The following is a 25,399-nucleotide window of genomic DNA, read 5'->3' as shown; positions in this document are numbered from 1 at the left end:
TGCTTGCATCCATGCAAGGCCTGCTGAGTGACCTCCCCCTGCTGGGAGTACTGGAACTGATTCACACGACCCGCCAGACGGGGGTGCTGGAGGTTCAGGCGGACGTGCCGTTCACGGTCGCGTTCCTGAACGGCGAGATCGTGTCGGGCGGCATTCTCGACTGGCTGGGCAGCGAGGCGCTGCACGCCAGTCCGATGCTGCCGGAATCCGGCATGTTCACCTTCGAGCCGCGCGCCGTGACGGGCACGCCGCTGGGCGCGTACGGGCACTTCTCGACCGACTGGGCGCGCATCAGTGACGAGTGGGGGCAGGTGTGCGAGGTGATCGGCAGTCCCAGCCGGGTGTTCCGGGGGCAGCTGCCGCTGTTCGACGTGCCGGAGGGCCGCTCGGTGCGGGCGGCGGCGCGTGAGGCGGAGGTGCCGCTGTTCCAGGTGGCGCAGATGGTCGCGCAGGCCGTCCGGGACGGGCGTCTGCAGCCGCAGGACCGGTTCGAGTGGTTCCGCCTGCGGCTGATGCCGACCCGGCAGCGGGCCGCGCTGCACCCGGTGGCGCGCGTCCTGGACGGTGAACGGACCCTGGGGGACGCCGTGTCGGTCGGCACGCCCCTGAACGACGTGCGGGACTACCTGCTGGGAGAACTGCGGCTGGGACTGCGTTTTCCGGGCAGCGGCTGGGTGCTGCGGGATCTGGTCTGGGAGCAGAAGCACCTGCCCTGAACGCCCGGTTCCGTCCCCTGCCGCCGCTCGCTGACCGGCCGCTCCGTCAGGATGCGGGCTCTGCTCTAGAATGACCGGCATGTTGTTTCTGTCGGCCCTGCTGTTGCTCGTGGCGTTCCTGGTGGGCAGTGTCCCGATCGGGCACGCGGTCCTGTCGCGCTCGGGCGTGAACGTGCGCGTCACGAACGCGCACAACCTGGGGGTCGAGAACGTCCTGTACCGGGTCGGGCCGGGTCTGGCCGCCGCGACCGCCGCGCTGGACGCCACCAAGGGATTCCTGGCTGTCCTGATGGCCTCCAGCCTGGGCGCGCCCGAGGTGACGGTCCTGTCGGGCCTCGCCGCGTACCTGGGGCACCTGAATCCGCCGCGGGCGCTGTACGGGCAGACGCCGCCGCGCGGCCGCGGGAACCTGGTCCTGCTGGGCGTCATGGCGGGACTGGCCGTGACGGGCGCCGCGCCGCTGTGGGTGGCGGCCCTGCCGGTCGTGGTGTACGCGGGCGTGGCGGGCTTCTGGGGGTACGTGACGGCCGCGACCCTGGCAGGGCTGCTGGCCTTCGCGCTGGCCGTCGCGGGCCTGCCGCTCGGTCCGGCCGCGAAACTGGGGGCGCTGGCGCTGCTGGTCGCGGCCGGCTGGCGTTTCAAGGAGAACCTGGGCCGCATGCTGGACGGCACCGAGCCGCGCCTGGGCGAGGCGGTGCCGCTGGCGGGACGCCGGCAGGACGAGGTGGTCGCGGCGTTCATGATTCACCCCATGACCCTGGAGAACTTCTGGAGTGCGCGGCGCTTCGCGTGGCTGCGTCCCCTGGTGGAAAAGGGGCTGATCAGCGAGGCGGGCGTGCGGCAGATGGCCGAGAGCCTGCGGCCCATGAAGGTCGGGGAGTTGCAGGGCATCCGCACCACGGACGGCAAGAGCATCCGCTGTTACCTGCTGTCCAGTCCGCTGCTGCCGGACGTGTTCCGTGACAACCCGGAGCTCGCCACGCGCCGCGCCATCGAGGGCGCGCGGCTCGCGCAGGAACTGGGCGCGGAGGTGTTCGGGCTGGGCGCGTTCTGGTCCGTGGTGGGCAACAAGGGTGTGGACGTGCAGGCCGCCGTGCCGGACATCACCATCACGAACGGCGGCGCGTACACGTCCGGGACCATCAAGGCGGCCATTCCGGGCATCCTGGCGCACTTCGCCGCCGAGGGCCGCGACCTGAAACGGGCGACGGCGGCCGTGGTGGGGGCCAACGGCGTGGTCGCGTTCGGCATCGCGCGGACCATCGCGCCGCAGGTGGGCAAAGTCATCATGGTGGGCCGTGACCTGGAACGCCTGGACCGCAGCGCCGCCACGCTGCGCCGCGCGTCGAAGGACACCGAGATCGTCACGACGACCAGTTACGACACCCTGAAGGAAGCGGACCTGATCTTCACGGCGACCAGCGACCCGAACCCCGTGATCTTCCCGCAGCACGTGAAGAGCGGCGCGTGGATCTTCGACGAGGGCCGCCCCGCCGACGTGGACGAGAGCGTGGCCGCCATTCCCGGCGTGCGCGTCATTCCCGGCGGCGTGGTGCGGCCCCCCGGCGGCATGACCAGCAACATCGACCTGCAGTTCGGGGAGGGTCAGGTGCCCGCCTGCCTGGCCGAGACGCTGATCATCGCCGCGACCGGCGAGCACTGGCGCAAGAGCCTGGGGCCGCAGACGCTGACCGAGAACATCAACTTCTTCGTGGATCAGGCCGCGAAACTGGGCTTCGAGGTTGTCGACTGACCGGCCGCGTTCCGGCCTGGGGGGGCCGGCCCCTCCTGCATGGGCCGTCCCTGAACGATTGATGGAGGCGCGGGCCTGCAGGTCGGCAGGAAACCGGGCGGGCCGCGCCCTATGCTGCGGGGCAGATGCGGCGTGCCGGGGGGAGGGTGTGGCGGCGGGGGCTGGTCCTGCTGGCCTTCCTCGGGGCCGGGGGACGGGCGGCCGAGCTGCCGCTGTGGCTGGGACCGGCGCGGCCGGCGGCGGTGGCGGGCTGGCCCCCGGCCGCAGCGGCGGGCGCGTGTGCAGCCCCGGTGGACCGGCTGGAACGGGCGCTGTGGGAGGCGACACGCACGCCGGGCGGCTCGGACCTGTCGTGCGGGAACGCGTTCGTGGAGTTCCTGCGCACGCCCCGTGACCAGGACACGCCGGTGGACGCCTTCGACCGGATCGCGCAGCAGGTGGTCGGGGCGCGCTCGGAGGTGCTGCTGACCTCCATGGAGTGGCGGGCCGGGCCGGGCATGCCGGGCTGGACGTTCGCGCGGGCTGTGCGGGACCTGCACGCGCGGGTGCGGGCCGCGCCGGGCGAGTACCCGCAGGGCGTAGCGGTGCGGGTACTGCTGGGCGGCTACCCGGACCCGCTGGACCCGGACGGCACCGGGCAGGCGCGGGCGCTGGTGCGGGACCTGCGCGTGCTGGGCGTGCCGCTGGAAGACGCGGGCCTGGGCTGGCGGGTGTCGGTCCTGAATTTCCGGTTCCTGCCGCACAGTCACGTGAAACTTCACGTGATCGACGGAACGGACCTGACGGTGGCGGGCTTCAACTTCTCGCCCTGGCACCTGCCGGAAGACGGGCCGGACCCGGTGCCGGGCGCCTGGTCGCTGCGGGATCAGGGCCTGCGGCTGCGGGGGCCGGTGGCGCAGGCGGGCGTGGCGGCCTTCGATGACCTGTGGCGGCACTCGTGGCAGTTGCGCTGCCCGCCGCTGGTCGCGCCGGACGCCGTGAACGCCGCGTGCGTGCGGGGCGAGGCGGACCCGGTGACCCACCCGCCGGCGGCGCGGGAGGCCGTCCGGGCAGGCGGGGCGCGGGCGTTCCTGCTGTACCGGCGGCCCGGCGGGGAGTCCCAGGCGGACCGGGCGCACCTGGCGCTGATCGGCGCGGCGCGGACATCACTGGACCTGATGCAGGCGGATTTCGGGCCGTCGCTGGGCTGCTGGTTCGCGTTCCTGCGGCCCGATCCCTGCCGGGCGGAGGATCAGCCGCCGTACTTCGGGGCGGTCCTCGCGGCGCTGGAGCGGGGCGTGCGCGTGCGGCTCCTGCTGGTGGACTACGGGGTGGGGGCCGTTCCGAACCGCTCGGCGGTGGCGTTGCTGCGCCGTGAGTTGCGGCGGCGCGGGCTGGAGGACCGTTTCGAGGCGCGGTACACGACGTTCCCCATGCACACCAAGGCGCTGGTCGTGGACGGGTCGGTGGTCGTGGCGGGCAGCATGAACTTTCATTTCAGCGCGTGGGGGCTGTGGGGGCTGGCGGAGGCGGCGCTCGCGACGTCGGATGGGCAGGCCGTGGCCGAGCAGACGCAGGTCTTCGAGGCGGCGTGGCGGTCGTCGAGCCGGTCGGTGCCGCCCGAGTGGTGGCTCGGGCGCATCCCGGTGGGCGCCCCCTGACCGGGCGGCAGGGTGCCGGCTGGGGCACGGTCTGCGCGGCAGGCGGGCATTACACTGTCGGGCATGACGTCGTTCGTTCCTTCCGTCTCCTGTGTCCCTCCGGTGGTCGCGCGTGGTTGAGCGCCTTCACCTTGCCAAGCCGCGCGGGTTCTGCGCGGGGGTCGTCATGGCGATCCAGGCGGTCGAGAAGGCCGCGCAGACCGAGTCGAAACCGGTGACGGTGTACCACTCCATCGTGCACAACCACACGGTCGTGGACCGCCTGCAGGCCGGGTACGGCGTGCATTTCGTGGAGGACCTGGACGGCGTGGACGCCCTTCCGCAGGGGGGCGAGACGGTCGTGTTCAGCGCGCACGGCATCAGCCCGGCGGTGCGCGAGCGGGCGCGGGCGCTGGGACTGGCGACCATCGACGCGACCTGCCCGCTGGTGACCAAGGTGCACACCGAGGCGAAGAAGTACGCCCGTGAGGGCTACACGATCCTGCTGATCGGGGACAGCGCCCGGCATCAGGAGGTCATCGGCACGCAGGGCGAGGCGCCGGACAGCACCATCCTGGTGGGCGTGCTCGGCAAGACCGGCGAGGGCCTGCACGACCCGCACACGGTGCAGGTGCCGGACCCGCAGAAGCTGGTGGTGCTGACCCAGACGACCCTCAGCGTGGACGACACGCGCCGCACGGTGGAGATCCTGCGTGGGCGCTTCCCGGCGCTGGTGGTGCCGCCCAGCGAGGACCTGTGCTACGCCACCAAGAACCGCCAGGACGCCGTGAAATCAATTGCGCCGCAGGTGGACCTGTTCCTGGTGCTGACCAGCACGCATTCCAGCAACGGCATGCGCCTGCTGGAACTCGCGGAGGCCGAGTGCGGGCGTTCCGTGCGGCTGGAAACGGCGGCGGACCTCGCGGGCGTGGACTTTGCGGGCGTACGCTCGGTGGGGATCACGAGCGCGGCCAGCACGCCGGACGATCTGGTGCAGGCGGTCGTGGCGCACTTCCGGGCGCTGAACCCGGCGCTGCAGGTCATCGAGGAGGGCGAGTGGGAGAACATCGAGTTCCGCGAGCCGAAGAAGATCCTGCCCACGCAGGCGCTGCCCCGCACCCTGCAGTGAGGGGCGCGGTCATGCGGGGCGCGGCGACGGGCGGCCCTGCCGCGTGGAGGCCGGGTGGGCAGTGACTGGCCGCTGAACGTCCCGGCCCTGCTGGATACGCTGTTCCGGGTCTTCGTGGCGTGGCAGGTCGTGTGGGGGCTGGTGGCGTTCGTGGCGGTGTGGCGGGACAAGCAACTGGCGCAGTCCCGCGAGGGCCGCCTGCCGGAGGCGACGCTGCACCGTTTCGAGCGGCTGGGCGGCTGGGCCGGATCGTGGGCGGCGCAGCAGGTCTTCCGGCACAAGACCCGTAAGGTGGCGTACCAGCGGGTCTTCCGGGGAATCTGCCTGTGGTGGGCTGCAGCGTGGGCGGCGCTGCTGGCGCTGGTCGTCTGGATCTGAGCCGCCTCCACCCTCCCCCTATCAATTGAAAATCATTTGACCTTCATTCCTGTCATGCGCTAGGATACCCGGCATGATAGTAGTGAAGGTCGGCGGAAGCGCCGGAATCGATTACGACGCCGTCTGCGCGGACCTCGCCCGGCGCTGGAAAGCCGGAGAGAAACTGATCCTCGTGCACGGCGGCAGCGGCGAGACCAACCGCGTCGCCGAGGCCCTGGGCCACCCCCCCCGCTTCGTCACCAGCCCCAGCGGGTACACCAGTCGCTTCACGGACCGCCAGACCCTCGAAATCTTCGAGATGGTGTACTGCGGCAAGATGAACAAGGGCATCGTGGAACGCCTGCAACGCCTCGGCGTGAACGCCGTCGGCCTGTCCGGCCTCGACGGCCGCATCTTCGAGGGCCGCCACAAGGACTCCGTCCGGATCGTCGAGGACGGCAAGACGAAGATCCTGCGCGGCGACCACACCGGCACCGTCGAGAAAGTGAACACCGGCCTGATCGACCTGCTGCTCGGCGCGGGCTACCTGCCGGTCCTCACGCCCCCCGCCAGTTCCTACGAGGGCGTGGCCATCAACGTGGACGGCGACCGCGCCGCCGCCGCGCTGGCCGTCGCCCTGAAAGCCGACGCGCTGCTGCTGCTCTCGAACGTGCCGGGCCTGCTGCGCGCCTACCCAGACGAGAGCAGCCTGATCCGCGAGATTCCCGCCGCCGACGTGGAGTCCTACCTGGAATTCGCGCAGGACCGCATGAAGAAGAAAGTCCTGGGCGCCGCCGAAGCCGTGCAGGGCGGCGTGAAGCGCGTGATCTTCGGCGACGCCCGCGCCGGGGAACCCGTCAGCGCCGCGCTCGGCGGAGCGGGCACCGTCGTCTCGTAAACCGGATTTCTCCCATAGCACCCTCTCCCGCCTGAGCGGGCGGGGGTGCTATGCTTCCCAGCCGATGTTGACCCCGGCCGAACTCCTGGAATTCCTGAGCGTCAAAGGCGGCTGCGAGCACCGCGTGACCGCCCTGCTCCGCGCCGGGCGCGGCAAGAAAGCCAGCGTCCGCGAACTCGGCGAGTACCGCCTGACCGCGCGTGGCGAACAGGTGCAGGCGACCGGCCCCAGCGGCCAGACCCGTCACCTGACCCACGACGAATTCCACGCGGTGTTCGGATCGTACGTGTTCACGCCCGCCCAGGCGACCGGCGTGATGACCGACCTCGGCCCCCTGTTCGGGTAACGCAGGCAGGACAGCGAACCGGCGCGGCCCACCCCCATGACAGGAGTGGGCCGCGTCCCGGTCCACGCGCCGCTTACTGGTTGCTGGTGGGGAAGCTGAAGGCGCTGAGGGTCACGTCGACGCTGCGGGTCTTCCCGGCGCGCTGCACGGTGAGGTTCACGCGGTCGCCGATGCGTTTGCCGATGATGGCGCGGCGCAGGTCGTCGCCCTCGCTGATGGGCTGGCCGTCCACGGCGGTGATGATGTCCCCGTCGGTGTTCAGGGTGTCCGCGTTGCCCTGCGTGCCGGACGGTCCGTCCAGTTGCAGCTTCGAGGTGGTGCCGCCCCGGAGTCCGGCGGCGGCGGCGGGGCTGTCCGGCGCGACCTCCTGGATCAGGGCGCCCTGGGCGGGGAGGCCCGCCTGTTTACGCTGCGCGGCGCTCAGGACGCTCAGGTCCGTGAACTGCACGCCCAGGGTGGGGGTCTGGATCACGCCGCCCTTGCCAGCCTGCAGCTGCGGGAGGAGTTTCTTGACGGTGTTCACGGGAATCGCGAAGCCCACCCCGGCGCTCTGGCCGGTGCCGCCGGTCAGGATCTGGGTGTTCACGCCGATGACCTGCCCGGCGCTGTCCAGCAGCGGCCCGCCGCTGTTACCGGGGTTGATGGCGGCGTCGGTCTGGATGACGCTCTGCTGCACGCCCCTGGTGCCGACCGGCACGCGGCGTTCCAGGCTGCTGATGATTCCCTCGGACACACTGAACTCCAGGCCGAAGGGAGCGCCCATCGCGACGGCTTTCAGGCCCACGTCGAGGTTGTCGCTGTCGCCCAGCGGGATGGGTCTGGCGGCCCCGGCGGGCAGGCCCTCGGCGCGGATCAGGGCCAGGTCGAAGTCCGGGGCGCGGGCCACCACTTTCGCCCGGTACTCGGTCTTGTCGCCGTGCAGGCGGACGGTGATCTCGCTGGCACCCTCCACGACGTGGTTGTTGGTGATGATGTCGCCGCTGCCGGTCACGAAGAAGCCGCTGCCGGTGCCGGTCTGCGCCTGACCGCTGCCGTCGTCGGGGAGACTGAACGGCAACTGCTGTTGCAGGCGCTGCCGCAGTTGCGCCTGGGCGCTGCTGGCACTGCTTTCCCTGACGCTCACGTACACCAGGCCGGCCTGGCGGTCCTTGACGACCTGCACGGTGTTCGCCTCGGATTCCGTGCGGGCGCGGCCCCCGTCGTAGGTGCTGCTGGCGGCGGGCACCATCTGGCCCTGCGTGCGGCTGCCGGCGCTGAGGTTGGCGTCCGGCGCGGCCTGCGTGACCACCGGGGCGGGGGCCGTGCGGGCGTTCAGTTCGTACCCGATCAATCCACCGACGGCGAGGGTTCCGGTCAGGGCCAGCATGGACAGGGAGCGTTTCATGCGCGCATTGTGCCGGCAGGTGGTTACAGGCCGGTTAAAAAAGGGCCCTGGCGTTCCCTGGAAGACCGGTCAGCGAAAGCCGCCTCCCGTCCGGGTGGACAGGGGCGGCCTCTGCGGGGTGTCCGGCGGGGGGCCGGGATGCGGGTTACTTCTTGCGTTTGCCGGCGGGTTTCTTGCCACCACCTGCGGTGGTGCGTTCCTTGGCGTCACGCATGAAGGAACGGAGCTTGGCCTCGAACTGAGGGCTCTGCCGTCCGATGGCGCGGGGGCGGGGCACCTCCTCGGGCTCCTCGAGCAGTTCCTTGATCGAAAGATCGAGTCGGCCCCGCTCGTCCCGTCCGAGAACCTTCACTTCCACGTTCTCGCCTTCGCGGACGTGGTCGTGAATGTTGCGCACGAACGAGTGAGCGATCTGCGAGATGTGCACGAGGCCCGTCTCGCCGTTCTCGAACTGAATGAACGCGCCGAAGTCGGTCACGCGCGTCACGCGGCCCTCCACGACCGCGCCGGAATCAAGCTGCACCAAAGGTGTTCTCCTTGAAAAGCATGAGGCTCATGGTACACCATCCCCCGCACCCGTGCGCCGCCCCCGCCCACCTCACGGCCGCAAGCGTGAAGGAACGCCCCTGCCTGCCTCTCAGGAAGGGGTGGCCCGGCGCGGCCTGCACGCCATCCGCGCCTTGTGGCCGGCGCCGGTGCCGTGCAGGGTCCCCGCCGCTCCCACGGACCGGTCCACGCACATGCTCTAGATTGGGTCTCATGAAGTTGCGCGGCACGCTTGGCGGCATGAACCTCCTGCTTGAACCCGGTGACACGGCCGACGCCGTGAACGAGGCGCTGGCCGTGCGCGCCGAACTGCTGGCCACGAACGTCACGCTGGAAGTGCAGGGCGACGCCGACCCGCAGGCGCTGGAAGCCGCGCTGAACCGGATTCGCGCGGCGGGCGGCACGCCGGGCCGGGTGCGTGCGCCGCGCGTGACCGTGACCGCCCCCGCGCCCGCCGCGGAGGCCGCCCGGCCACCCCTGCCGCCAGCGCGGACCGTGATCGTCCCGAACACCCTGCGCGCCGGGTTCCGGGGGGAGTATCCGGGCAGCGTGATCGTGCTGGGGGACGTGAATCCCGGCGCGGAAATCGTGGCGGGCGGCGACGTGATCGTGATCGGGGCGCTGCGCGGAGTGGCACATGCCGGCAGCGGCGGGCACGGGGACGCCATCGTGTGGGCGCGGCCGATTGCCAGCACCCAGATCCGCATCGGTGAGGCCGTCGCCCGCGCGCCCGAAGGCAGCAGCCTGAGCAACATGCGCCACCGGGACGATCAGCCCACCGCCGAGATCGCCCGCCTGCACGGCGGGGTCATCCAGATCGACACCCAGAAGTAGGCGGATGGCGGATGGCGGGTGTGGACGGGCCGGACGGACTGGCACAGCGGCGAAGCAGGGAATGGAGGCCTCGGAGAAACAGACTTCCGAGGCCTCCATCCGGAGAAGGGCTCTACACCGCCGGGAAGCGCACGCCGCCCAGTTCGCGGTTGATCGCGGCTGCCAGGGACAGCAGACGGCCGTCCTGACCGGCCGGCGCGACCAGCAGGACGCCTCCGGGTGCGCCGTCCTGGTCGGGCGGCGTGACGGGCAGCGCGAGGCTGGGATACCCGGCCTTGGCAGCCAGGCCGCAGCCGTGAATGCCCGGGAAGACCAGCAGGTCCAGGCCCCGCGCGAACAGCTGGTCGAAGCCGCGCGTGCGCGTCAGGTCCAGGTCTCGCTGGCGGGCGCGGCGGTAATTCTGTTCGCCGGCGTCCCCGCGGGTGCCCTGCGCGGCGTGCAGCAGGGTCTGGCCGTAGCGCAGCAGGCGGTCCGGGTCGCGGTCGTTCGCCTCAATGACGTCCTGCAGGGACCGCGGGCCGTCCGTGACCCCGCTCAGGTAGGCGTTCAGGTCGCCCTTGAACTCGTACTCCAGCACTTCCATGGTCCAGCCGCCCGCCGTGAGTTCCGGACGGGTGGGGAAGGTCACGTCGCGCCGGGTGACGCCCAGGGTTTCCAGTCGCCCGCACAGGTGGGCGAGGGCCGCCTGCTCGGCCGGGCTGACGTGCGGTTCGTCACGGATGATGCCGACGTGCGCGTCTCCGAGCACGCCGTCGCGCAGGCGCAGGTCCGGGACCGGCAGTCGCCGGCTGGCCTCGTCCTGCGGGTCGGGTCCGGCGATCACGCCCAGGATCAGTGCGGCGTCGCGGGCGCTGCGGGTGATGGGTCCGGCGGTGTCCTGGCTGTGGCTGATGGGCACGATGCCGGTGCGGGGCACGAGGCCCAGGGTGGGTTTCAGGCCGATCACGCCGTTCTGGTGGGCGGGGCTGACGATGCTGCCGCTGGTCTCGGTGCCGATCGCGGCGGCGCACAGGCGCGCGGCGACGGCCACGCCGCTGCCGCTGCTGCTGCCGCCCGTGTCGCGTCCGTCCTCCCAGGGGTTGACGGTCTGACCGCCGGCGCTGGAGTACCCGTTGGTCATGCCGAGCGTCATGAAGTTCGCCCATTCGGTCATGTTCGCCTTGCCCAGGATCACGGCGCCGGCCGCGCGTAACCGCGCGACGAGCGGCGCGTCCCGCTCCGGCACGTGCTGGCGCAGCAGCAGGCTGCCGGCGGTGGTGGGCAGGCCCGCCACGTCGATGTTGTCCTTGATCAGCAGGGGCACGCCGTGCAGCGGGCCGCGCCGCTCGACCGGCAGGGCGTCCAGGGTGTCCGCGTCACGCTGCGCGGCCCCGTTCACGGTGATGACGGCCCGCAGGCGCGGGTTCAGGGCGTGCAGGCGGGTCAGGTACGTCTGCGTCACCTCGCTGGCGGTCAGGTCGCCGCGGCGGGTCGCGGCGGCCAGGGAGCAGGCGTCCAGATCGAGGATCGGGTCGGGCATGGTCAGGGTCACGCCCTTCACTGTATCCACGTCTATCGGCCCGGAGGGTAGGTTGGGACGCGGTGCGGTAGCCTCGGGCGCATGAGTGACCACGCTGCCCGCCTGACCGTCGCCTTTCAGGGAAACCCCGGTTCCTACGGTGAGATCGCCGCGCTGAACGCCCTGGGCGAGGGCCGTGACGTGGAGACGCGCGGGTATCCCACCTTCCATGAGGTCGCGCGGGCCGTCGAGACGGGCGAGGCGGACTTCGGGGTGCTGCCGGTCGAGAACAGCCTGATGGGCGCCATTCACCAGGCGATCGACGTGCTGACCGAAACGGACCTGCACGTGTCCGGCGAGGTCGTGGTGAGGGTGTCTCACTGCCTGATGGCGCTGCCCGGCGTGGCGCTCGAGGACATCCGGCGCGTGGCGAGCCAGCAGCCGGCGCTGGACCAGTGCACGGTCCTGATCCGCCGGCACGGGTGGCAGCCGGTCGCGGCGCACGACACGGCCGGCAGCGCCAAGAACCTCGCGCAGAGCGGCGAGCGGGACCTCGCGGCGATCGCCAGCAGCCGCGCGGCGGAACTGTACGGCCTGAACGTGCTGCAACGCGAGATCGAGGACGAGCCGTACAACTTCACGCGCTTCATGGTGCTGTCGCGCGCCGAGCCCACGCCGAGCGACGCGCCGCACAAGACGAGTCTGGTGTTCGCGGTGCGGCACACGCCGGGCTTCCTGGTGGAGACGCTGAACGAGCTGCGCGGCCTGAACCTGAGCCGCATCGAGAGCCGCCCGCGCCGCGACCGCGCCTGGAGTTACCTGATGTACGTGGACATCGAGGGGGACGCCCGTGATCCGCGGGTGGCGCAGGCGCTGGCGGGGGTGCTGCGCAAGGCGAGTTACGCGAAGATCATCGGGTCGTACCCGGCGGCGCAGGGCACGGTCGGGTAGCGCCGGCCGGCGTGTGGGCCTGTCCACCCCACCCCCCTTTTCCGGTGGTGGGGGTGCGGTATCCTGCCGGGAACCGCGCCCGCCGGGCGTGGTCATCCAGAGTCGCCGGAGGGAATTTTCTGCCCTGTGATGGCGTGGCAACCGGCCCTCATTGCGGCAGCGGTGCTTTCAGAGAAGACCTGCGTGGGTGCGCCGACGATGGCGCGAGCGGGGACGATGGCCCAGGAGCGGCGCAGCATTCGCGCGTGAAACGACTTTCGAGGCCGCCGCCGGGCGGCCTCTGTTTTGAGACAGGGGTGGACCATGAGCACGGATATTCGCGCCGAGGCGCGCAAGCGGATCTTGATTCTGGACGGGGCGTGGGGCACGCAGCTCCAGCAGGCCGGGCTGACCGAGGCCGATTTCAGGTGGGACGGGGCGGACCCGCTGCGGATGTACCGGGGGAACTTCGACCTGCTGCAACTGACGAAGCCCGACGTGATCCGCGCCGTGCACCGCGCGTACTTCGAGGCGGGCGCGGACATCGCCAGCACGAACACCTTCAACTCCACGACGATCAGTCAGGCGGACTACGGCACGGAAGCCATGGCCTACGAGATGAACGTGCAGGGCGCCCGGCTGGCCCGCGAGGTGGCCGACGGGTTCACGGCCCGCGACGGGCGGCCCCGCTGGGTGGCCGGGAGCATCGGCCCGACGAACCGCACGGCGACCCTCTCGCCGGACGTGGAACGCCCGGAGTTCCGCAACGTGACCTACGACGATCTGGTCGCGGCGTACACGGAGGCCGCCGAGGGCCTGATCGCGGGTGGCGCGGACCTGCTGCTGCTGGAGACGGTGTTCGACACGCTGAACGCCAAGGCGGCGCTGTTCGCCTGTGAGGAGGCCTTCGCCCGCACCGGCAAGACCCTGCCGGTCATGCTGTCCGGCACGATCACGGACGCCTCCGGGCGCACGCTGAGCGGGCAGACGCCGGAGGCCTTCGCGATCAGCACCAGTCACGCGAACCTGTTCAGCCTGGGCCTGAACTGCGCGCTGGGCGCCGACCTGCTGCGCCCGCACCTGCGCGAGATCGCCGCGAACACGGACGCGCTGGTGTCCGTCCACCCGAACGCCGGTCTGCCGAACGCCTTCGGCGAGTACGACGAGACGCCGGAGCACACGGCGAGCGTGCTGGCCGACTTCGCCCGCGAGGGCCTCGTGAACATCGTGGGTGGGTGCTGCGGCACCACACCCGAGCACATCCGCGCGATTGCCGAGGCGGTGCGCGGGATCACACCACGCACCGCCCCCGAGCAGCCTGCCGTGCTGCGCCTGAGCGGCCTGGAGCCGCTGAACGTCACGCCGGAACTGAACTTCGTGAACGTCGGCGAGCGCACCAACGTGACCGGCAGCCCCAGGTTCGCCAAGGCGATCCTGGCCGGGGATTTCGACGCGGGCCTGAAGATCGCGCGGCAGCAGGTCGAGAACGGCGCGCAGATCGTGGACGTGAACTTCGACGAGGGCATGCTGGACGGCGAGGCCGCCATGGTGAAGTTCCTGAACCTCCTGGCCGGGGAGCCCGACATCAGCCGCGTGCCGCTGATGCTCGACAGCTCCAAGTGGGAGATCCTGGAGGCGGGCCTCAAGCGCGTGCAGGGCAAGGCGGTCGTGAACTCGATCTCGCTGAAGGACGGCGAGGCGAAGTTCCTGGAACGCGCCCGCCTGCTGCGGCGCTACGGCGCGGCGGCGGTCGTGATGGCCTTCGACGAGCAGGGGCAGGCGGACAACCTCGCGCGGCGCATCGAGATCACCTCCCGCGCCTACCGACTGCTGACCGAACAGGTGGGCTTCCCGCCTCAGGACATCATCTTCGACCCGAACGTCCTGACGGTCGCGACCGGCATCGAGGAGCACGACCGCTACGCCATCGACTTCATCGAGGCGACCCGCTGGATCAAGGCGAACCTGCCGGGCGCGCTGGTGTCGGGCGGGATCAGCAACGTGTCGTTCTCCTTCCGGGGCAACAACCACGTGCGCGAGGCGATGCACGCGGTGTTCCTGTACCACGCGATCCGTGCGGGGCTGGACATGGGCATCGTGAACGCCGGGATGCTCGCCGTGTACGAGGACATCGAACCCGAGCTGCGCGACGCCGTGGAGGACGTGATCCTGGCCCGCCGCAGTGATGCCACCGAACGCCTGCTGGAACTCGCCGACCGCTACAAGGGCGTGAAGCGTGAGGTCGGCGCGGGCAGCCCCTGGCGGGACCTGCCGGTGCAGGAGCGCCTGAAGCACGCGCTCGTGCAGGGCATCGCGGACTTCGTCGACGCGGACGCCGAGGAGGCATACCAGGAACTCGGGTCGCCGCTGAAGGTCATCGAGGGGCCGCTGATGGACGGCATGAACGTCGTCGGCGACCTGTTCGGGGCCGGGAAGATGTTCCTGCCGCAGGTCGTGAAGTCCGCCCGCGTGATGAAACGCGCCGTGGCGTACCTCACGCCGTACATGGAGGCCGAGAAGCAGGAGGCCGGCGGCAAGGGCAAGGTCCTGCTGGCGACCGTGAAGGGCGACGTGCACGACATCGGCAAGAACATCGTCGGGGTGGTGCTGGCCTGCAACGGCTATCAGGTCACGGACCTGGGCGTGATGGTCCCCACCGAGAGGATCCTCGACGAGGCCGAGCGGATCGGCGCGGACGTCATCGGCCTGAGCGGCCTGATCACCCCCAGCCTGGACGAGATGGTCACCGTGGCCCGCGAGATGACCCGACGCGGCCTGACCCTGCCCCTGCTGATCGGCGGGGCCACCACCAGCCGCGCGCACACCGCCGTGAAGATCGACCCCGCCTACCCAGGCCCCGTGGTGCACGTGCTGGACGCCAGCCGCGCCGTGACGACCACCGCCGACCTGCTGGCCGACCCGGCAGGCGTGCAGGACCGCGTGCGCGAGGAGTACGACGCGCTGCGCGAACGGCACGGCGGGCGGCAGGTGCGCCTCATTCCCATCGGGGAGGCCCGCGCCCGCGCACCCCAGGTCTCCCCCACCCCTGCCCCCGCCCCGCGCGAACCGGGCCGTCAGATCATCGAGCAGCCCATCGCCGAGCTGCTGGACTTCATCGACTGGACACCGTTCTTCATCGCCTGGGAGATGAAGGGCATCTACCCGAACATCCTCACCGACCCCCTGCGCGGCGAGGAAGCCCGCAAGTTGTTCGCCGACGCGCAGGAGCTGCTGCGCCGCGTGATCGACGAGAACCTCCTGACGGCACGCGGCGTGATCGGCCTGTGGCCCGCCACGCGCGACGGGGACGACATCGTGGTTGCAGCAGATAGCAGATGGCAGATGGCAGGTGGGCAGCCATCCGCGATCAGCCATCCGCCTGCCGCGCGCCTCCACACCCTGCGCCAGCAGCGCGACCAGGCCACGCCGAACGCGGCGCTGGCGGACTTCATCCTGCCGGACGGGGATCACATCGGCGCGTTCGCGGTGGCGATTCACGGCGCGGAGGAGCTCGCGGCCGCCTTCGAGGCGCAGCACGACGATTACAACGCCATTCTGGTCAAGGCGATCGCCGACCGGCTGGCCGAGGCCTTCGCGGAGAAACTCCACCGGGACGTCCGCGTGCGGCACTGGGGGTACGCGCCCGAGGAAACGCTGGGGAACGACGACCTGATCCGCGAGCGCTACCAGGGCATCCGCCCGGCACCCGGCTACCCCGCGCAGCCCGACCACACCGAGAAACGCACCCTGTTCGCCCTGCTGAACGCCGCCGAGATCGGCCTGGAACTCACGGAATCCTGCGCCATGTGGCCCGCCGCCGCCGTGTCCGGCCTGTACTTCGCGCACCCCGAGGCCCGCTACCTCGCCGTGGGTCGCATCGGCCGCGACCAGACCCTGGACTACGCCCGCCGCAAGGGCCAGAGCATCGAGGAGACCGAACGCTGGCTGGGGCCGATCCTCGCGTACGACCCTGCGGGTGTTGATGGTGAACAGTTGATGGTTGAAAGACAACACCGATCAACCGTCACCCATCAACCATCGACTGCCGCCGGAGGCGGCCAGTGACCCGCGTGTCCGTGGAGCTGGTGCCGCGGTCCCGTTCGGGTCTGCGTGCGGAGATCGCGGAGGTGGCGGGCGCGTTGAGCGGCGTGGATACCGTGAACGTGCCGGACCTGACGCGGTACTCGCTGCGGTCCTGGGTGGGGTGTGGCTTCGCCCGGCCGGGGTTCGCGGCGATTCCGCACCTGCGGGCCGTGGACTTCAACCCGCGTGAGCCGCTGCCGTTCCTGCCGCTGCTGGAGGCGCAGGGTATCCGCGAGGTGCTCGTCGTGACCGGGGACGCCCCGATCGACATGAGCGCGCGGGTGTACGACCAGGACGCCGTGGACCTGATCCGCCGCCTGAACCGCGACGCGCCGCACCTGCGCGTGTACGCGGGGCTGGACCCTTACCGGCAGTCGTTCGTGCGCGAACGTGATTACCTGGAGCGCAAGCTGGACGCGGGCGCGGCCGGGTTCTTCACGCAGCCGTTCTTCGACCTGCGCCTGCTGGACACCTGGGCGGACCTCCTGCCGGACGGCACGGACGTGTGGTGGGGCGCGACGAGCATCCTCACGGAGGCCAGTTTCAACTACTGGCGTGCCCGGAACCACGCGGTGTTCCCCCGGACGTTCACGCCCACCCTGGACTGCAACCGCGCGTTCGCCCGTGACCTCCTGGCCTTCGCCCGTCAGCGGGAGCAGCACGCGTACTTCATGCCCGTGAAGGTGAACGTGCTGGAGTACCTGGGCGGCATCCTCTGAACGAGTGGGCTGTGAACCACCCCCACCCGGCCTCCCCCCTCAAGGGGGAGGAGCAAGGCTCAAAGAAAGTCGATCAGCGACGCGAAGCGTCCCACCGCTCACCTGACCGCCGACTGCCACCGGCCGTCGTGCGCGCAGCGCGCGGGCCTGCGAAGGGGGCGGAGGATGGCGTCGAAGCCGGACACGTCACCGCCCGACACAAACACGCCGCGCCAATCAAAACTCTTGCCCAGTGCCAACGTAAGCCCCCCCTGCCCCTCTGGGGTAGGGGGCTGGGGGGTGGGGCCGCCAACGAAAAGGACCCCCGAGGAACACCCCGAAGGTCCAGACTCCGCTAAGGCTTCAGCTGTTGTCGATCACGACGGTGAAGCTCTTGCTGACCTTGCCGTTGGCGGGCACGTCCACGCGCAGGTTGGCGGCGCCCTGGTTGCGGACGGGGGTGCCGGTGTCGATGATGATCACGCGCCCGCCGATGCGTTCGGTGACCTCGGCGCGGACGGCGCGGTCCTTGCTGCTTTCCAGGGCGTAGGTGACGCGGTAGGTGGTCTTGGTGACGTTGCCCTTGGCGTCTTTCACCTGCGCGGTCTGCTGGACGGTGCGGGTGTACTCGATGTCGGGGTCCTCGCCGAGGCTCAGTTCGATGGTGCCGCCCTTGCGGGTGTCGGGAAGGGTGGTCTGGCCGACGAGGCGGCCGTCCTCGCGGACGGTGAGGGGGCCGGCGGGGAGGCGCTGGTCGGCTTCCAGGCGGTACGAGCGGTTGAGGGTGCCGGTGCGGGTGTCGGTGCCGAAGTAGGTGTTCAGGCCGGCGTAACGTTCGAATCGGCTGAGTTTGGGCGTGAGGAACGGCAGGGTGATGACGGAGTTGGCGGGCAGCGTGAAGGGCGTGGTCAGGTCGTAGCGGGTCAGGCCGCGCAGTTCACCCTGGGTCTGGATCTTGGGGGCGGGGGCGACCGCGGAGGGGACGGCGCGCATGACCATGTCGGCGGCGAATCCAGCCTCGGCCTGCGGGTTGGCCTGCACGGTGACGTCTCCGGCGTACAGTTCGGTGTTCTGCACGTCGTAGGCGAGGTCGGTGCTGTTGCGCAGGTCGGCCAGGGCGTTCAGGTTCGCGCCGGCGGTGCTGGCGTTCAGGGTGTAGCGGGGGCTCCAGCTGACGGCGCGGGTCAGGTACGTCAGGGTGCCGGTTCCGGCGCGGGGCAGGGTGTAGGTCAGGGTCTGGCTGGGGCTCTGGGGGTTCAGGGGGGGCGCGGCGCTGAAGGACAGGTCCTCGAAGCGGACGTTGAAGAAGCGGCCCTGGGCGTCCCGGACGAGCAGGTCGCGGGCGCGCACGAGGGTGACGGGTTCGGTGGTGTCGCCGCGGCGCAGGAACACGGTCTGGCCTTCGAGGCTGCTCAGCCAGTTGCTCTGGAGGGTCTGGGCGGCGCTGCTGAACGGCAGTCCTTCGAGGTCGAGGCTGCCGGGCAGCACGCTTTCCCAGGCGGACTGGGGCAGCGTGACGTTCAGGCTGGTGCCGGTGGCCGTGACGGGCTGGCGGACCTCGGTGAAGCTGGGGTAGATGCGCAGGTCGGTGGCGCCGGCGCTCCCGAGGGCGAGGGCGGCGAGGGTGGGCAGGACGGCCGGGAACGCTTTGGTCATGCCTGCATGGTGACCCGGCACTCATTATGAGATGTGAGAGTGCCCGTCAGAATAGGAACAGAAAAACCCGCCTTCCCGGTGGGGTTGGCGGGCTGTCCGTTCTGCGCGGACGGGTGTGCTGCGCGGCGCTTACAGGATGTCGTCGCGGATGCAGGCCTTGAAGTGGCCGGGGCTGACTTCACGCAGTTCCGGGACGATGTTCGCGCAGTCCGCGATCGCGTAGCGGCAACGGGTGCGGAACACGCAACCGCTGGGCGGGTTGATCGGGCTGGGAATGTCGCCTTCCAGGATGATGCGCTGGCGCTTGATGGTGGGGTCCGGCACGGGCGCGGCCGAGAGGAGCGCCTCGGTGTACGGGTGCTTGGGGTTGGTGTTCAGCTGGCGGCTGGGCGCGATCTCCATGACGCGGCCCAGGTACATCACGATGATCCGGTCGCAGATGTACTCCACGACCGCGAGGTCGTGCGCGATGAACAGCACGGTCAGGCCCAGTTCTTCCTGCAGGTCCTGCAGCAGGTTCACGACCTGCGCCTGGATCGACACGTCGAGCGCCGAGACGGGCTCGTCGGCCACGATGAACGCGGGGTCCACGGCGAGGGCGCGGGCGATCCCGATGCGCTGGCGCTGGCCGCCGGAGAACTCGTGCGGGTAGCGGCGCATGTGCTCGGGGCGCAGGCCGACCTTCTGCAGCAGTTCGGCGATGCGGTCGATGCGGCCCTTGCCGGGGTGCAGGTTGTGGATCTGCATGGCCTCGCCGATGATGTCGCTGACGGTCATGCGGGGGTTCAGGCTGGCGAAGGGATCCTGGAAGATGATCTGCATCTCGCGGCGGTAGTCACGCATCTGCCCCTTGGACAGCTTGGTGATGTCGGTGCCGTTGAACAGCACCTGGCCGCCGGTCGGTTCGATCAGGCGCAGGATGGCGCGGCCGGCGGTGGTCTTGCCGGAACCGGATTCGCCCACGAGGCCGACCACTTCGCCGCGGCCGATCTTGAAGGACACGTCGTTGACGGCCTTGACGTTCCCGACGACGCGGGAGAGCAGGCCCCCGCGGATGGGGAAGTACTTCTCGAGGTTGTTGACTTCGAGCAGCGTGTCGCCCGTGGCGGGCATGGTGCGGCGGGTCTGTGCGGTGGTGGCGGTCATGCAGTCACCTCGGTCTGGGCCTGCGCGAAGTCACGCCAGCGGATGCAACGGGCCATGTGGCCGTGCCCGGTGTCCTCGAGGGCCGGGACGGCTTTGGTGCAGTCGGGAACGGCGAACTTGCAGCGCGGCTCGAAGGCGCAGCCGGGCGGCAGGTTCAGCGGGTTGGGGACGTTGCCGGGAATGGCTTCCAGGCGGCCCTTGGGCTGGCCGGGTTCGTGCGCCTCGCCGGGGCGTGGGATGGAGTTGAGCAGGCCCATGGTGTAGGGGTGGCGGGGCGCCTTGAAGATCTCGATGACGTCGCCTTCCTCGACCACGCGGCCGCCGTACATCACGACGACGCGGTCGGCCATCTCGGCCACGACGCCCAGGTTGTGCGTGATGAACAGGATGCTCATGCCGATGTCCTTCTGCAGTTTGCGCATCAGGTCCAGGATCTGCGCCTGGATGGTCACGTCGAGCGCGGTGGTGGGCTCGTCGGCGATCAGCAGGGCGGGGTTGCACGACAGCGCCATGGCGATCATGACGCGCTGACGCATCCCGCCGGACATCTGGTGCGGGTATTCGTTCACGCGCTTTTCGGGGGCGGGGATGCCCACGAACTTCAGCATGTCGGTGGCGACGCCCATGGCCTCTTTCTTGTTCTTGCCCTGGTGCAGCATGACCGCCTCGGCGATCTGGTCGCCGACGGTGTAGACCGGGTTGAGGCTGGTCATGGGTTCCTGGAAGATCATGCTGATGTCGTTGCCGCGGATCTTGCGCATCTCGGCTTCGCTCATCTTCACGATGTCCTTCTGCACGCCGTCCTTGCCGGTGAACAGAATCTCGCCCTCGACGATCTTGCCGGGCGGCGTGGGAATCAGGCGCATGACGGACAGGCTGGTGACGCTCTTGCCCGAGCCGGACTCGCCGACGACGGCCAGCGTCTCGCCCTTGTTGATGTGGAAGGTCACGCCGTCCACGCTCTTGACGACACCGTCGTCGGTACTGAAGTACGTCTTGAGACCGTTCACGGCCAGCAGGACTTCACCCTGATGGGTCATGGTTCCTCCGATTTAAACACGTAGCGCATCATACAACCGTTCAGGGATGCGGGGTTCGGGCTGATGGGTGGGTGCGGCCAGGGAATCCGGCCACACGGGGCGGCGCGCCCGGGCCAGCTCAGGAGCGCTTTTTGGGGTCGAAGGCGTCGCGCAGGCCGTCGCCGAGTAGCTGGAAGCACATGACGGTGAACACGATGAAGAACCCGGGAATCAGCACCCACGGGCGGGAGTTCAGGCTGCTCAGGCCGCCGTCCTGCGCCTGCTTGAGCAGGCTGCCCCAGGAGGCGTAGGGTTCCACCGCGCCGATGCCCAGGAAGCTCAGGCCGGACTCGGTGAGGATGGTGGCGGGAATGGCGAGCGAGGTGGTCACGATGACGTAGGTGGTCATGGTGGGCAGCATGTGCCGGATCATGATGCGGTTGTCGCTGGCGCCCAGGCTCTTGGCGGCCGACACGAAGTCCTGTTCACGCACGCTGAGCAGCTGCCCGCGGGTGACGCGGGCCAGGCCGCCCCAGTTGATGAAGGCCAGAATGCCCAGGATCACGTACAGCGCGAAGATGGGGTTGATCTCCTTGGGGAACACCGAGCGCAGCAGGATCAGCAGGAACAGCGTGGGAATGGAGGCCAGCACCTCGACGAGACGCATGATCAGGGTGTCCACGATGCCGCCGAAGTAGGCGGCCATGGCCCCCATGAACAGGCCGATCACGGTGCTGATCAGCACGGCGGCCACGCCGATGGTCAGGCTGATCTGCGAGGCGTACAGGGTGCGGCTGAGCAGGTCGCGCCCCAGGTCCTCGCCGCCGAACAGGTACGCCTGGCAGTCTTCCTTGCCGGTGCCGAACAGGTGCAGGTTCCCGGGAATCAGGCCCAGGAGCCGGTAGCTGTCACCGCGCACGCCGAAGTAGATGGGGCACTTCTCGGCGCTGGGTTTGAACTCGTTCACGAAGGTGTCCATGTTCAGCTGCTGGGTGTACTTGAACACGAAGGGGCGCCCCAGGGCGCCGGTTTCCGGGTCGCGGAAGTGGAGCGGCGTGGGGGGGTGGAAGCGGGTGATGTTGCTCGTCGAGTAGTTCGACAGGCCGTCCGGTGCCAGGAACGGCGCGAAGATCGCCATCAGGTACAGCAGGATGATCATCGTTCCGCCGACCTGCGCGAGGCGGTTCTTGCGGAACTGCCCCCACGCGACGGACAGCTGGGACTGAGAGCGGGCGGAGGTCTTGGCGGGGGTGGAGGTGGGAACGGTGGTCACGCGGGTCACCCGACCTTGATGCGCGGATCAACGACCGCGAGGAGAATGTCGCTCAGGGCGTTGCCGATGACCAGCAGGACGGTGCCCAGCACCGTGAAACCGGCGATCAGGTAGAGGTCCTGCGCGTTGATGGCGTCCAAGATCATGGGCGTGATGCCGGGGTACGCGAACACGACCTCGGTCAGGCCGGCGCCGCTGATGGCGGCCGGCAGCAGGCCGCCGATGCTGGCCACGATGGGCAGGATGGCGTTGCGGAAGGTGTGCTTCCAGATGGCGCTGTGTTCGCTGACACCCTTGGCGCGTGCGGTGCGGATGTAGTCCGAGCGCATGACTTCCAGCATCAGGCCGCGGATGACGCGGGTCAGGCCGGCGGCGTCACTGATCGCCAGGACCAGCGCGGGGATCAGCAGGTGCTTGAGGACGTCCCAGACCTTTTCCAGCGGGGCCATGGTGTCGAAGTCGTTGCTGGTCATGCCGTTGATGGGAATGTCCCAGCCGGTCGCGTTGCGGATCTGCAGGATGAAGTAGATGACGATCAATGCCAGGAAGAAGCTGGGGAACCCCAGCAGGAAGTACAGGACCACGTTCACGGCCTTGTCGCCCAGCGAGTTCTGCCGCACCGCGCCGAACACGCCCAGCGGAATGGCGATGGCGTAGAAGAAGATCAGGTTCAGCAGCACCAGCCACAGCGAGTTCAGGACGCGGGGGACGGCGACGTCCAGCACGGGCTGCTGGTACTGGAAGGACAGCCCGAAGTCCTGGTTGAAGATCATGTTCTTCATCCACAGCAGGTACTGCTCGACAGGGTGGCGGTCCAGGCCGAAGTTGCGTTCCAGGGCGGCGAGCTGCTCGGGGCTGATGTTCGGGTTGAGTTTGGCGGGGGTCAGGAAGTCACCGGGGGCGAGCTGGATCACGAAGAAGATCAGCAGGCTGGCCAGGAACAGGGTGGGAATGGACTGCACTACGCGGCGCAGCAGGAATGGGATCATGCGGGTACTCCGTGGGCGTCATGGGTGTGGGGGGCAGTCCGCGCGGGCGGACCACCCCCCGGTGGGAGCAGGGAAGAACTCCGGGCCTTACTTGATGAAGGTCAGGGCCTGGAAGCGGTGACCGTAGTAGGCGTCCATCATGCTGGGCGTGAACTCGCCGCCGAGACGCTCGTTGTACGCCACGTGGTAGTTGCCGCCCACGAGGTAGATGACGGGCTGCAGTTCGCCCTCGACCTTCATGAGCTGCCCGCCGATGGCGCGGCGCTTGGCGTCGTTCAGTTCGGCGTCGCCTTGGTAGTACAGCTTGGTCATCAGCTGTTCCTGGCTGGTGGCGCACTTGCCGTCGGTGGGGTTGTTGTAGGAGTGCAGGTTGGTGCCGCAGGGCACGACGTTGCTGCCGAAGCTCCAGATGTTGCTGCCGCCGGACAGGCCCAGCAGGATGGCGTCGAAGGGACGGTTCTCGCCCTTGGAGGTCAGCTGGCCGACCAGGGAGTTGAAGTCGATGGGGGTGAAGTTGACCTTCACGCCGACCTTCTTGGCCTCGTCGGTGAAGATGCGGCCGAGCTGCTCGCGGACGGTGTTGCCGGCGTTGGTGCTCAGGTTGAATTCGAGGACCTTGCCGGCCTTGTCGACCAGGTAACCCTGGGCGTTCTTCTTGGTGTACCCGAGCTGGCCGAGCAGGCGGCTGGCCTCGGCGAGGTTGTACTTGTAGGTGGGGGCGCCGGCGGCGAGGCCCGCTTCGATCTGCTGCTTGAAGATCGGGTAGGTGCTGAAGTACGTCTCGCTGCCCAGGCCGCCCAGGGCGAGCTGCACCATGGCCTGACGGTTGGCGATGTGGCTCATGGCGCGGCGGAAGCGCACGTCACGGAACAGCTTCTGCTTGGCGGGGTCGCTGGCCTTGTTCCAGTTGAAGGTGATCCACTGGCTGGTGGCCTGGGGGCTCACGTTGGCCTTCAGGAAGGCCTTGAGGTTGCCGGCGTCGATGGCCTTCTTGGTCTGGGCGAGGTCGTCGGCGTTGCGCATGGGGACCGTGTCGATCTGGCCGGCCAGGAACGCGGCGAGCGAGGCGTTGGCGTCGGCGACGATGCGCACGGAGAGGTTGTTCAGGTAGGGCAGTTCCTGACCGCGGCTGTCCTTGTTCCAGTCGCCCCAGTAGGTGTTCTTCTTGAACACGGTGCGCTCGCCGGCGCGGTAGCTGTCGAGCACCCACATGCCGGGCGTGACGATCTGGCTGGCCGGGGTGGCCAGGCCCCACATCTTGCGGATGGCGTCGGCGCCACCTTCGCGGTAGGCCTTGCCGAACACGTGGTCAGGCCAGGGGGTGTAGCTCAGGATGCTCAGGGCGCTGGCGCTGGGCTGGGGGAAGTCGAACTGCAGGGTGTAGGTGTCGAGCTTCTTGACCGTGATGGGCTTGCCGATCAGGAAGAAGGTGTCGCGGCTGTTGCTGCCGACCTTGTCGTCGGTGTGGATCTTGTGGGTGGTGACCCAGTCGTCGGCGGTGATGGCCTGACCGTCGCTGAACTTCATGCCCTGGCGGATCTTGACCACGAAGCGCTTGTTGTTGTTGCTGACCACGGCGGGGCCGGCGGCCATGTAGGGAATGAACTCGTCGTTGCGGGGGTCCTGGGTGAAGAGGCCGCTGCCGGTGCCCATGCGGGTGGGAATGCTGTCCGCCTCGGAGCTGGTGAAGGGGTTCATGGTCTTGAAGTCGCTGATGGCGGACAGGCGCAGTTCGCCGCCACGCTTGTTGGCGGTGTTCTGCTCGCCGGTCCAGGCGGCGGGCCAGACGAAGGCGGTCTGGGCGGCGGCGCTACCGACCGTCAGGGCAAGGGCAAGGGTCAGGACTTTCTTCATGGGTTCCTCCGGGTGGTTCTGGAAAACAGCAACGATCCGGCTGGGGGGCCGTGGTCGTCGCGTTGGGTTGAATGGGTTTCCAGCGAGGTCAATATATGGACTGGCCTAGTTCAGGTCAAGAAAAACACAAACCCGACGTCATTTTTTTCATGTACCCGGGTAGACACTCTTAATTTACCTTTCAGTCACCGCCCAGCGATGCGGGGAATGTTTCACCTGTAAACAGGTCTTCTCACGCGGCTCAGCCCGCCTGACCCACGCCTGACATACCCGTGCGCCGGACCCGGTCACCCGGCGGGGCGGTCCCGCTGAATATTCATTCACCCCGGGCTACCCGGATGAGCGGCAGGTCAGGTGGCCCGGCAGCCGCACAGACCACGTCCCGCATCCCCGAACGCCGGCGGGACTCATGAAAAGAACCCGGATGGACCAGTTCATACGGATTCCGTCTGTTTCGCCGACAATCCGGAAGTTCACCGGATTGCCAGCTCCACGCCCGGAACCCGTTTTTCTCCTGCTCTGCGAAGCAGCTCTACGAGTCGCATCCGCTCGGATCAAGAGTTTCCACTTCCCTGCCGATGTCGTGTCACGCGGCCTTAAGCAGGAGTCCGTCCTGCTCCATCCCGGTCAGGACGTACTTTTCAGCATTCTGAGCTGCCTGCCGTTGTGCG

General features: G+C 69.3%; 21 protein-coding genes. 12 read left to right on the top strand and 9 right to left on the bottom strand.

The features are described from left to right. Positions 1–11: 11 nt before the first annotated feature. From ABDZ66_RS14690 to ABDZ66_RS14660, 7 genes are all read left to right on the top strand, one after another. Positions 12–716, top strand: a complete 705-nt coding sequence (locus tag ABDZ66_RS14690) for a DUF4388 domain-containing protein (RefSeq protein ID WP_343760411.1) — start codon at positions 12–14, stop codon at positions 714–716. 79 nt (positions 717–795) lie between these two features. Next, positions 796–2,469 carry a glycerol-3-phosphate acyltransferase gene (locus ABDZ66_RS14685; RefSeq protein ID WP_343760409.1) on the top strand — a complete coding sequence of 558 codons (1,674 nt, stop codon included), beginning with the start codon at positions 796–798 and terminating at the stop codon, positions 2,467–2,469. 125 nt (positions 2,470–2,594) lie between these two features. Further along, positions 2,595–4,109, top strand: a complete 1,515-nt coding sequence (locus ABDZ66_RS14680; RefSeq protein WP_343760407.1) for a phospholipase D-like domain-containing protein — start codon at positions 2,595–2,597, stop codon at positions 4,107–4,109. A gap of 112 nt (positions 4,110–4,221) precedes the next feature. Beyond that, positions 4,222–5,217 (top strand): 4-hydroxy-3-methylbut-2-enyl diphosphate reductase, encoded by a 996-nt coding sequence (gene ispH, locus ABDZ66_RS14675; RefSeq protein ID WP_343760401.1) that lies wholly within the window; start codon positions 4,222–4,224, stop codon positions 5,215–5,217. 54 nt (positions 5,218–5,271) lie between these two features. After that, on the top strand, positions 5,272–5,595 hold the full coding sequence (locus ABDZ66_RS14670) for a DUF1294 domain-containing protein (protein ID WP_343760397.1): 324 nt from the start codon (positions 5,272–5,274) through the stop codon (positions 5,593–5,595). 73 nt (positions 5,596–5,668) lie between these two features. Continuing rightward, complete coding sequence (locus ABDZ66_RS14665; RefSeq protein ID WP_343760395.1) at positions 5,669–6,472, top strand: [LysW]-aminoadipate kinase; 804 nt, start codon at positions 5,669–5,671, stop codon at positions 6,470–6,472. 64 nt (positions 6,473–6,536) lie between these two features. Next, on the top strand, positions 6,537–6,818 hold the full coding sequence (locus tag ABDZ66_RS14660; RefSeq protein WP_343760393.1) for a hypothetical protein: 282 nt from the start codon (positions 6,537–6,539) through the stop codon (positions 6,816–6,818). 73 nt (positions 6,819–6,891) lie between these two features. Here ABDZ66_RS14660 and ABDZ66_RS14655 read toward each other — a convergent pair whose 3' ends face one another. After that, the gene (locus tag ABDZ66_RS14655) at positions 6,892–8,202 is read right to left on the bottom strand and encodes a S1C family serine protease (protein ID WP_343760390.1); all 1,311 of its coding nucleotides are present in this window, start codon (positions 8,200–8,202) and stop codon (positions 6,892–6,894) included. Positions 8,203–8,347: 145 nt separating this feature from the next. Beyond that, complete coding sequence (locus ABDZ66_RS14650; RefSeq protein WP_055362658.1) at positions 8,348–8,728, bottom strand: S1 RNA-binding domain-containing protein; 381 nt, start codon at positions 8,726–8,728, stop codon at positions 8,348–8,350. A gap of 260 nt (positions 8,729–8,988) precedes the next feature. Between ABDZ66_RS14650 and ABDZ66_RS14645 the strand changes: the two genes are divergently transcribed. Next, a complete protein-coding gene (locus ABDZ66_RS14645) occupies positions 8,989–9,582 on the top strand; it encodes a septum site-determining protein MinC (protein ID WP_486187837.1) in 594 nt (197 codons plus the stop codon). A 112-nt stretch (positions 9,583–9,694) separates the two neighbouring features. On the opposite strand, the gene ABDZ66_RS14640 is transcribed toward ABDZ66_RS14645, so the two are convergent. After that, entirely contained in the window at positions 9,695–11,101 is a 1,407-nt protein-coding gene (locus ABDZ66_RS14640; RefSeq protein WP_343761051.1) for an amidase family protein, read from the bottom strand. 81 nt (positions 11,102–11,182) lie between these two features. Here ABDZ66_RS14640 and ABDZ66_RS14635 point away from each other — a divergent pair, with 81 nt between their 5' ends. From ABDZ66_RS14635 to ABDZ66_RS14625, 3 genes are all read left to right on the top strand, one after another. Beyond that, the gene (locus tag ABDZ66_RS14635) at positions 11,183–12,031 is read left to right on the top strand and encodes a prephenate dehydratase (protein WP_343760375.1); all 849 of its coding nucleotides are present in this window, start codon (positions 11,183–11,185) and stop codon (positions 12,029–12,031) included. A gap of 303 nt (positions 12,032–12,334) precedes the next feature. Next, a complete protein-coding gene (gene metH / locus ABDZ66_RS14630) occupies positions 12,335–16,075 on the top strand; it encodes a methionine synthase (RefSeq protein WP_343760372.1) in 3,741 nt (1,246 codons plus the stop codon). After that, complete coding sequence (locus ABDZ66_RS14625; protein WP_343760370.1) at positions 16,072–16,812, top strand: methylenetetrahydrofolate reductase; 741 nt, start codon at positions 16,072–16,074, stop codon at positions 16,810–16,812. The genes metH and ABDZ66_RS14625 overlap by 4 nt, the downstream gene beginning before the upstream one ends. A gap of 342 nt (positions 16,813–17,154) precedes the next feature. Here ABDZ66_RS14625 and ABDZ66_RS14620 read toward each other — a convergent pair whose 3' ends face one another. The 6 genes from ABDZ66_RS14620 to ABDZ66_RS14595 all read right to left on the bottom strand — a co-directional run bounded on the left by ABDZ66_RS14620 (position 17,155) and on the right by ABDZ66_RS14595 (position 24,728). Continuing rightward, entirely contained in the window at positions 17,155–18,447 is a 1,293-nt protein-coding gene (locus ABDZ66_RS14620; protein WP_343760368.1) for a DUF4139 domain-containing protein, read from the bottom strand. Positions 18,448–18,576: 129 nt separating this feature from the next. After that, a complete protein-coding gene (locus ABDZ66_RS14615; protein WP_343760365.1) occupies positions 18,577–19,593 on the bottom strand; it encodes an ABC transporter ATP-binding protein in 1,017 nt (338 codons plus the stop codon). Then, complete coding sequence (locus ABDZ66_RS14610; RefSeq protein ID WP_343760362.1) at positions 19,590–20,633, bottom strand: ABC transporter ATP-binding protein; 1,044 nt, start codon at positions 20,631–20,633, stop codon at positions 19,590–19,592. Before ABDZ66_RS14610 ends, ABDZ66_RS14615 begins: the two co-directional genes overlap by 4 nt. A gap of 118 nt (positions 20,634–20,751) precedes the next feature. Then, positions 20,752–21,885 (bottom strand): ABC transporter permease, encoded by a 1,134-nt coding sequence (locus tag ABDZ66_RS14605; protein WP_343760359.1) that lies wholly within the window; start codon positions 21,883–21,885, stop codon positions 20,752–20,754. Between the two features lie 5 nt (positions 21,886–21,890). Beyond that, positions 21,891–22,874, bottom strand: a complete 984-nt coding sequence (locus ABDZ66_RS14600; RefSeq protein ID WP_343760355.1) for an ABC transporter permease — start codon at positions 22,872–22,874, stop codon at positions 21,891–21,893. Between the two features lie 87 nt (positions 22,875–22,961). After that, positions 22,962–24,728, bottom strand: a complete 1,767-nt coding sequence (locus tag ABDZ66_RS14595; protein WP_343760351.1) for an ABC transporter substrate-binding protein — start codon at positions 24,726–24,728, stop codon at positions 22,962–22,964. Between the two features lie 409 nt (positions 24,729–25,137). Between ABDZ66_RS14595 and ABDZ66_RS14590 the strand changes: the two genes are divergently transcribed. Beyond that, positions 25,138–25,399, top strand: a 262-nt coding sequence (locus ABDZ66_RS14590; RefSeq protein WP_343760346.1) for a hypothetical protein, incomplete at its 3' end; no start/stop codon positions are given.

It is taken from the genome of Deinococcus depolymerans, from assembly GCF_039522025.1.
Classification (GTDB): domain Bacteria; phylum Deinococcota; class Deinococci; order Deinococcales; family Deinococcaceae; genus Deinococcus; species Deinococcus depolymerans.
Note: the sequence above shows the minus strand (reverse complement) of the source record. Positions and strands in the feature narration are given on the sequence as shown.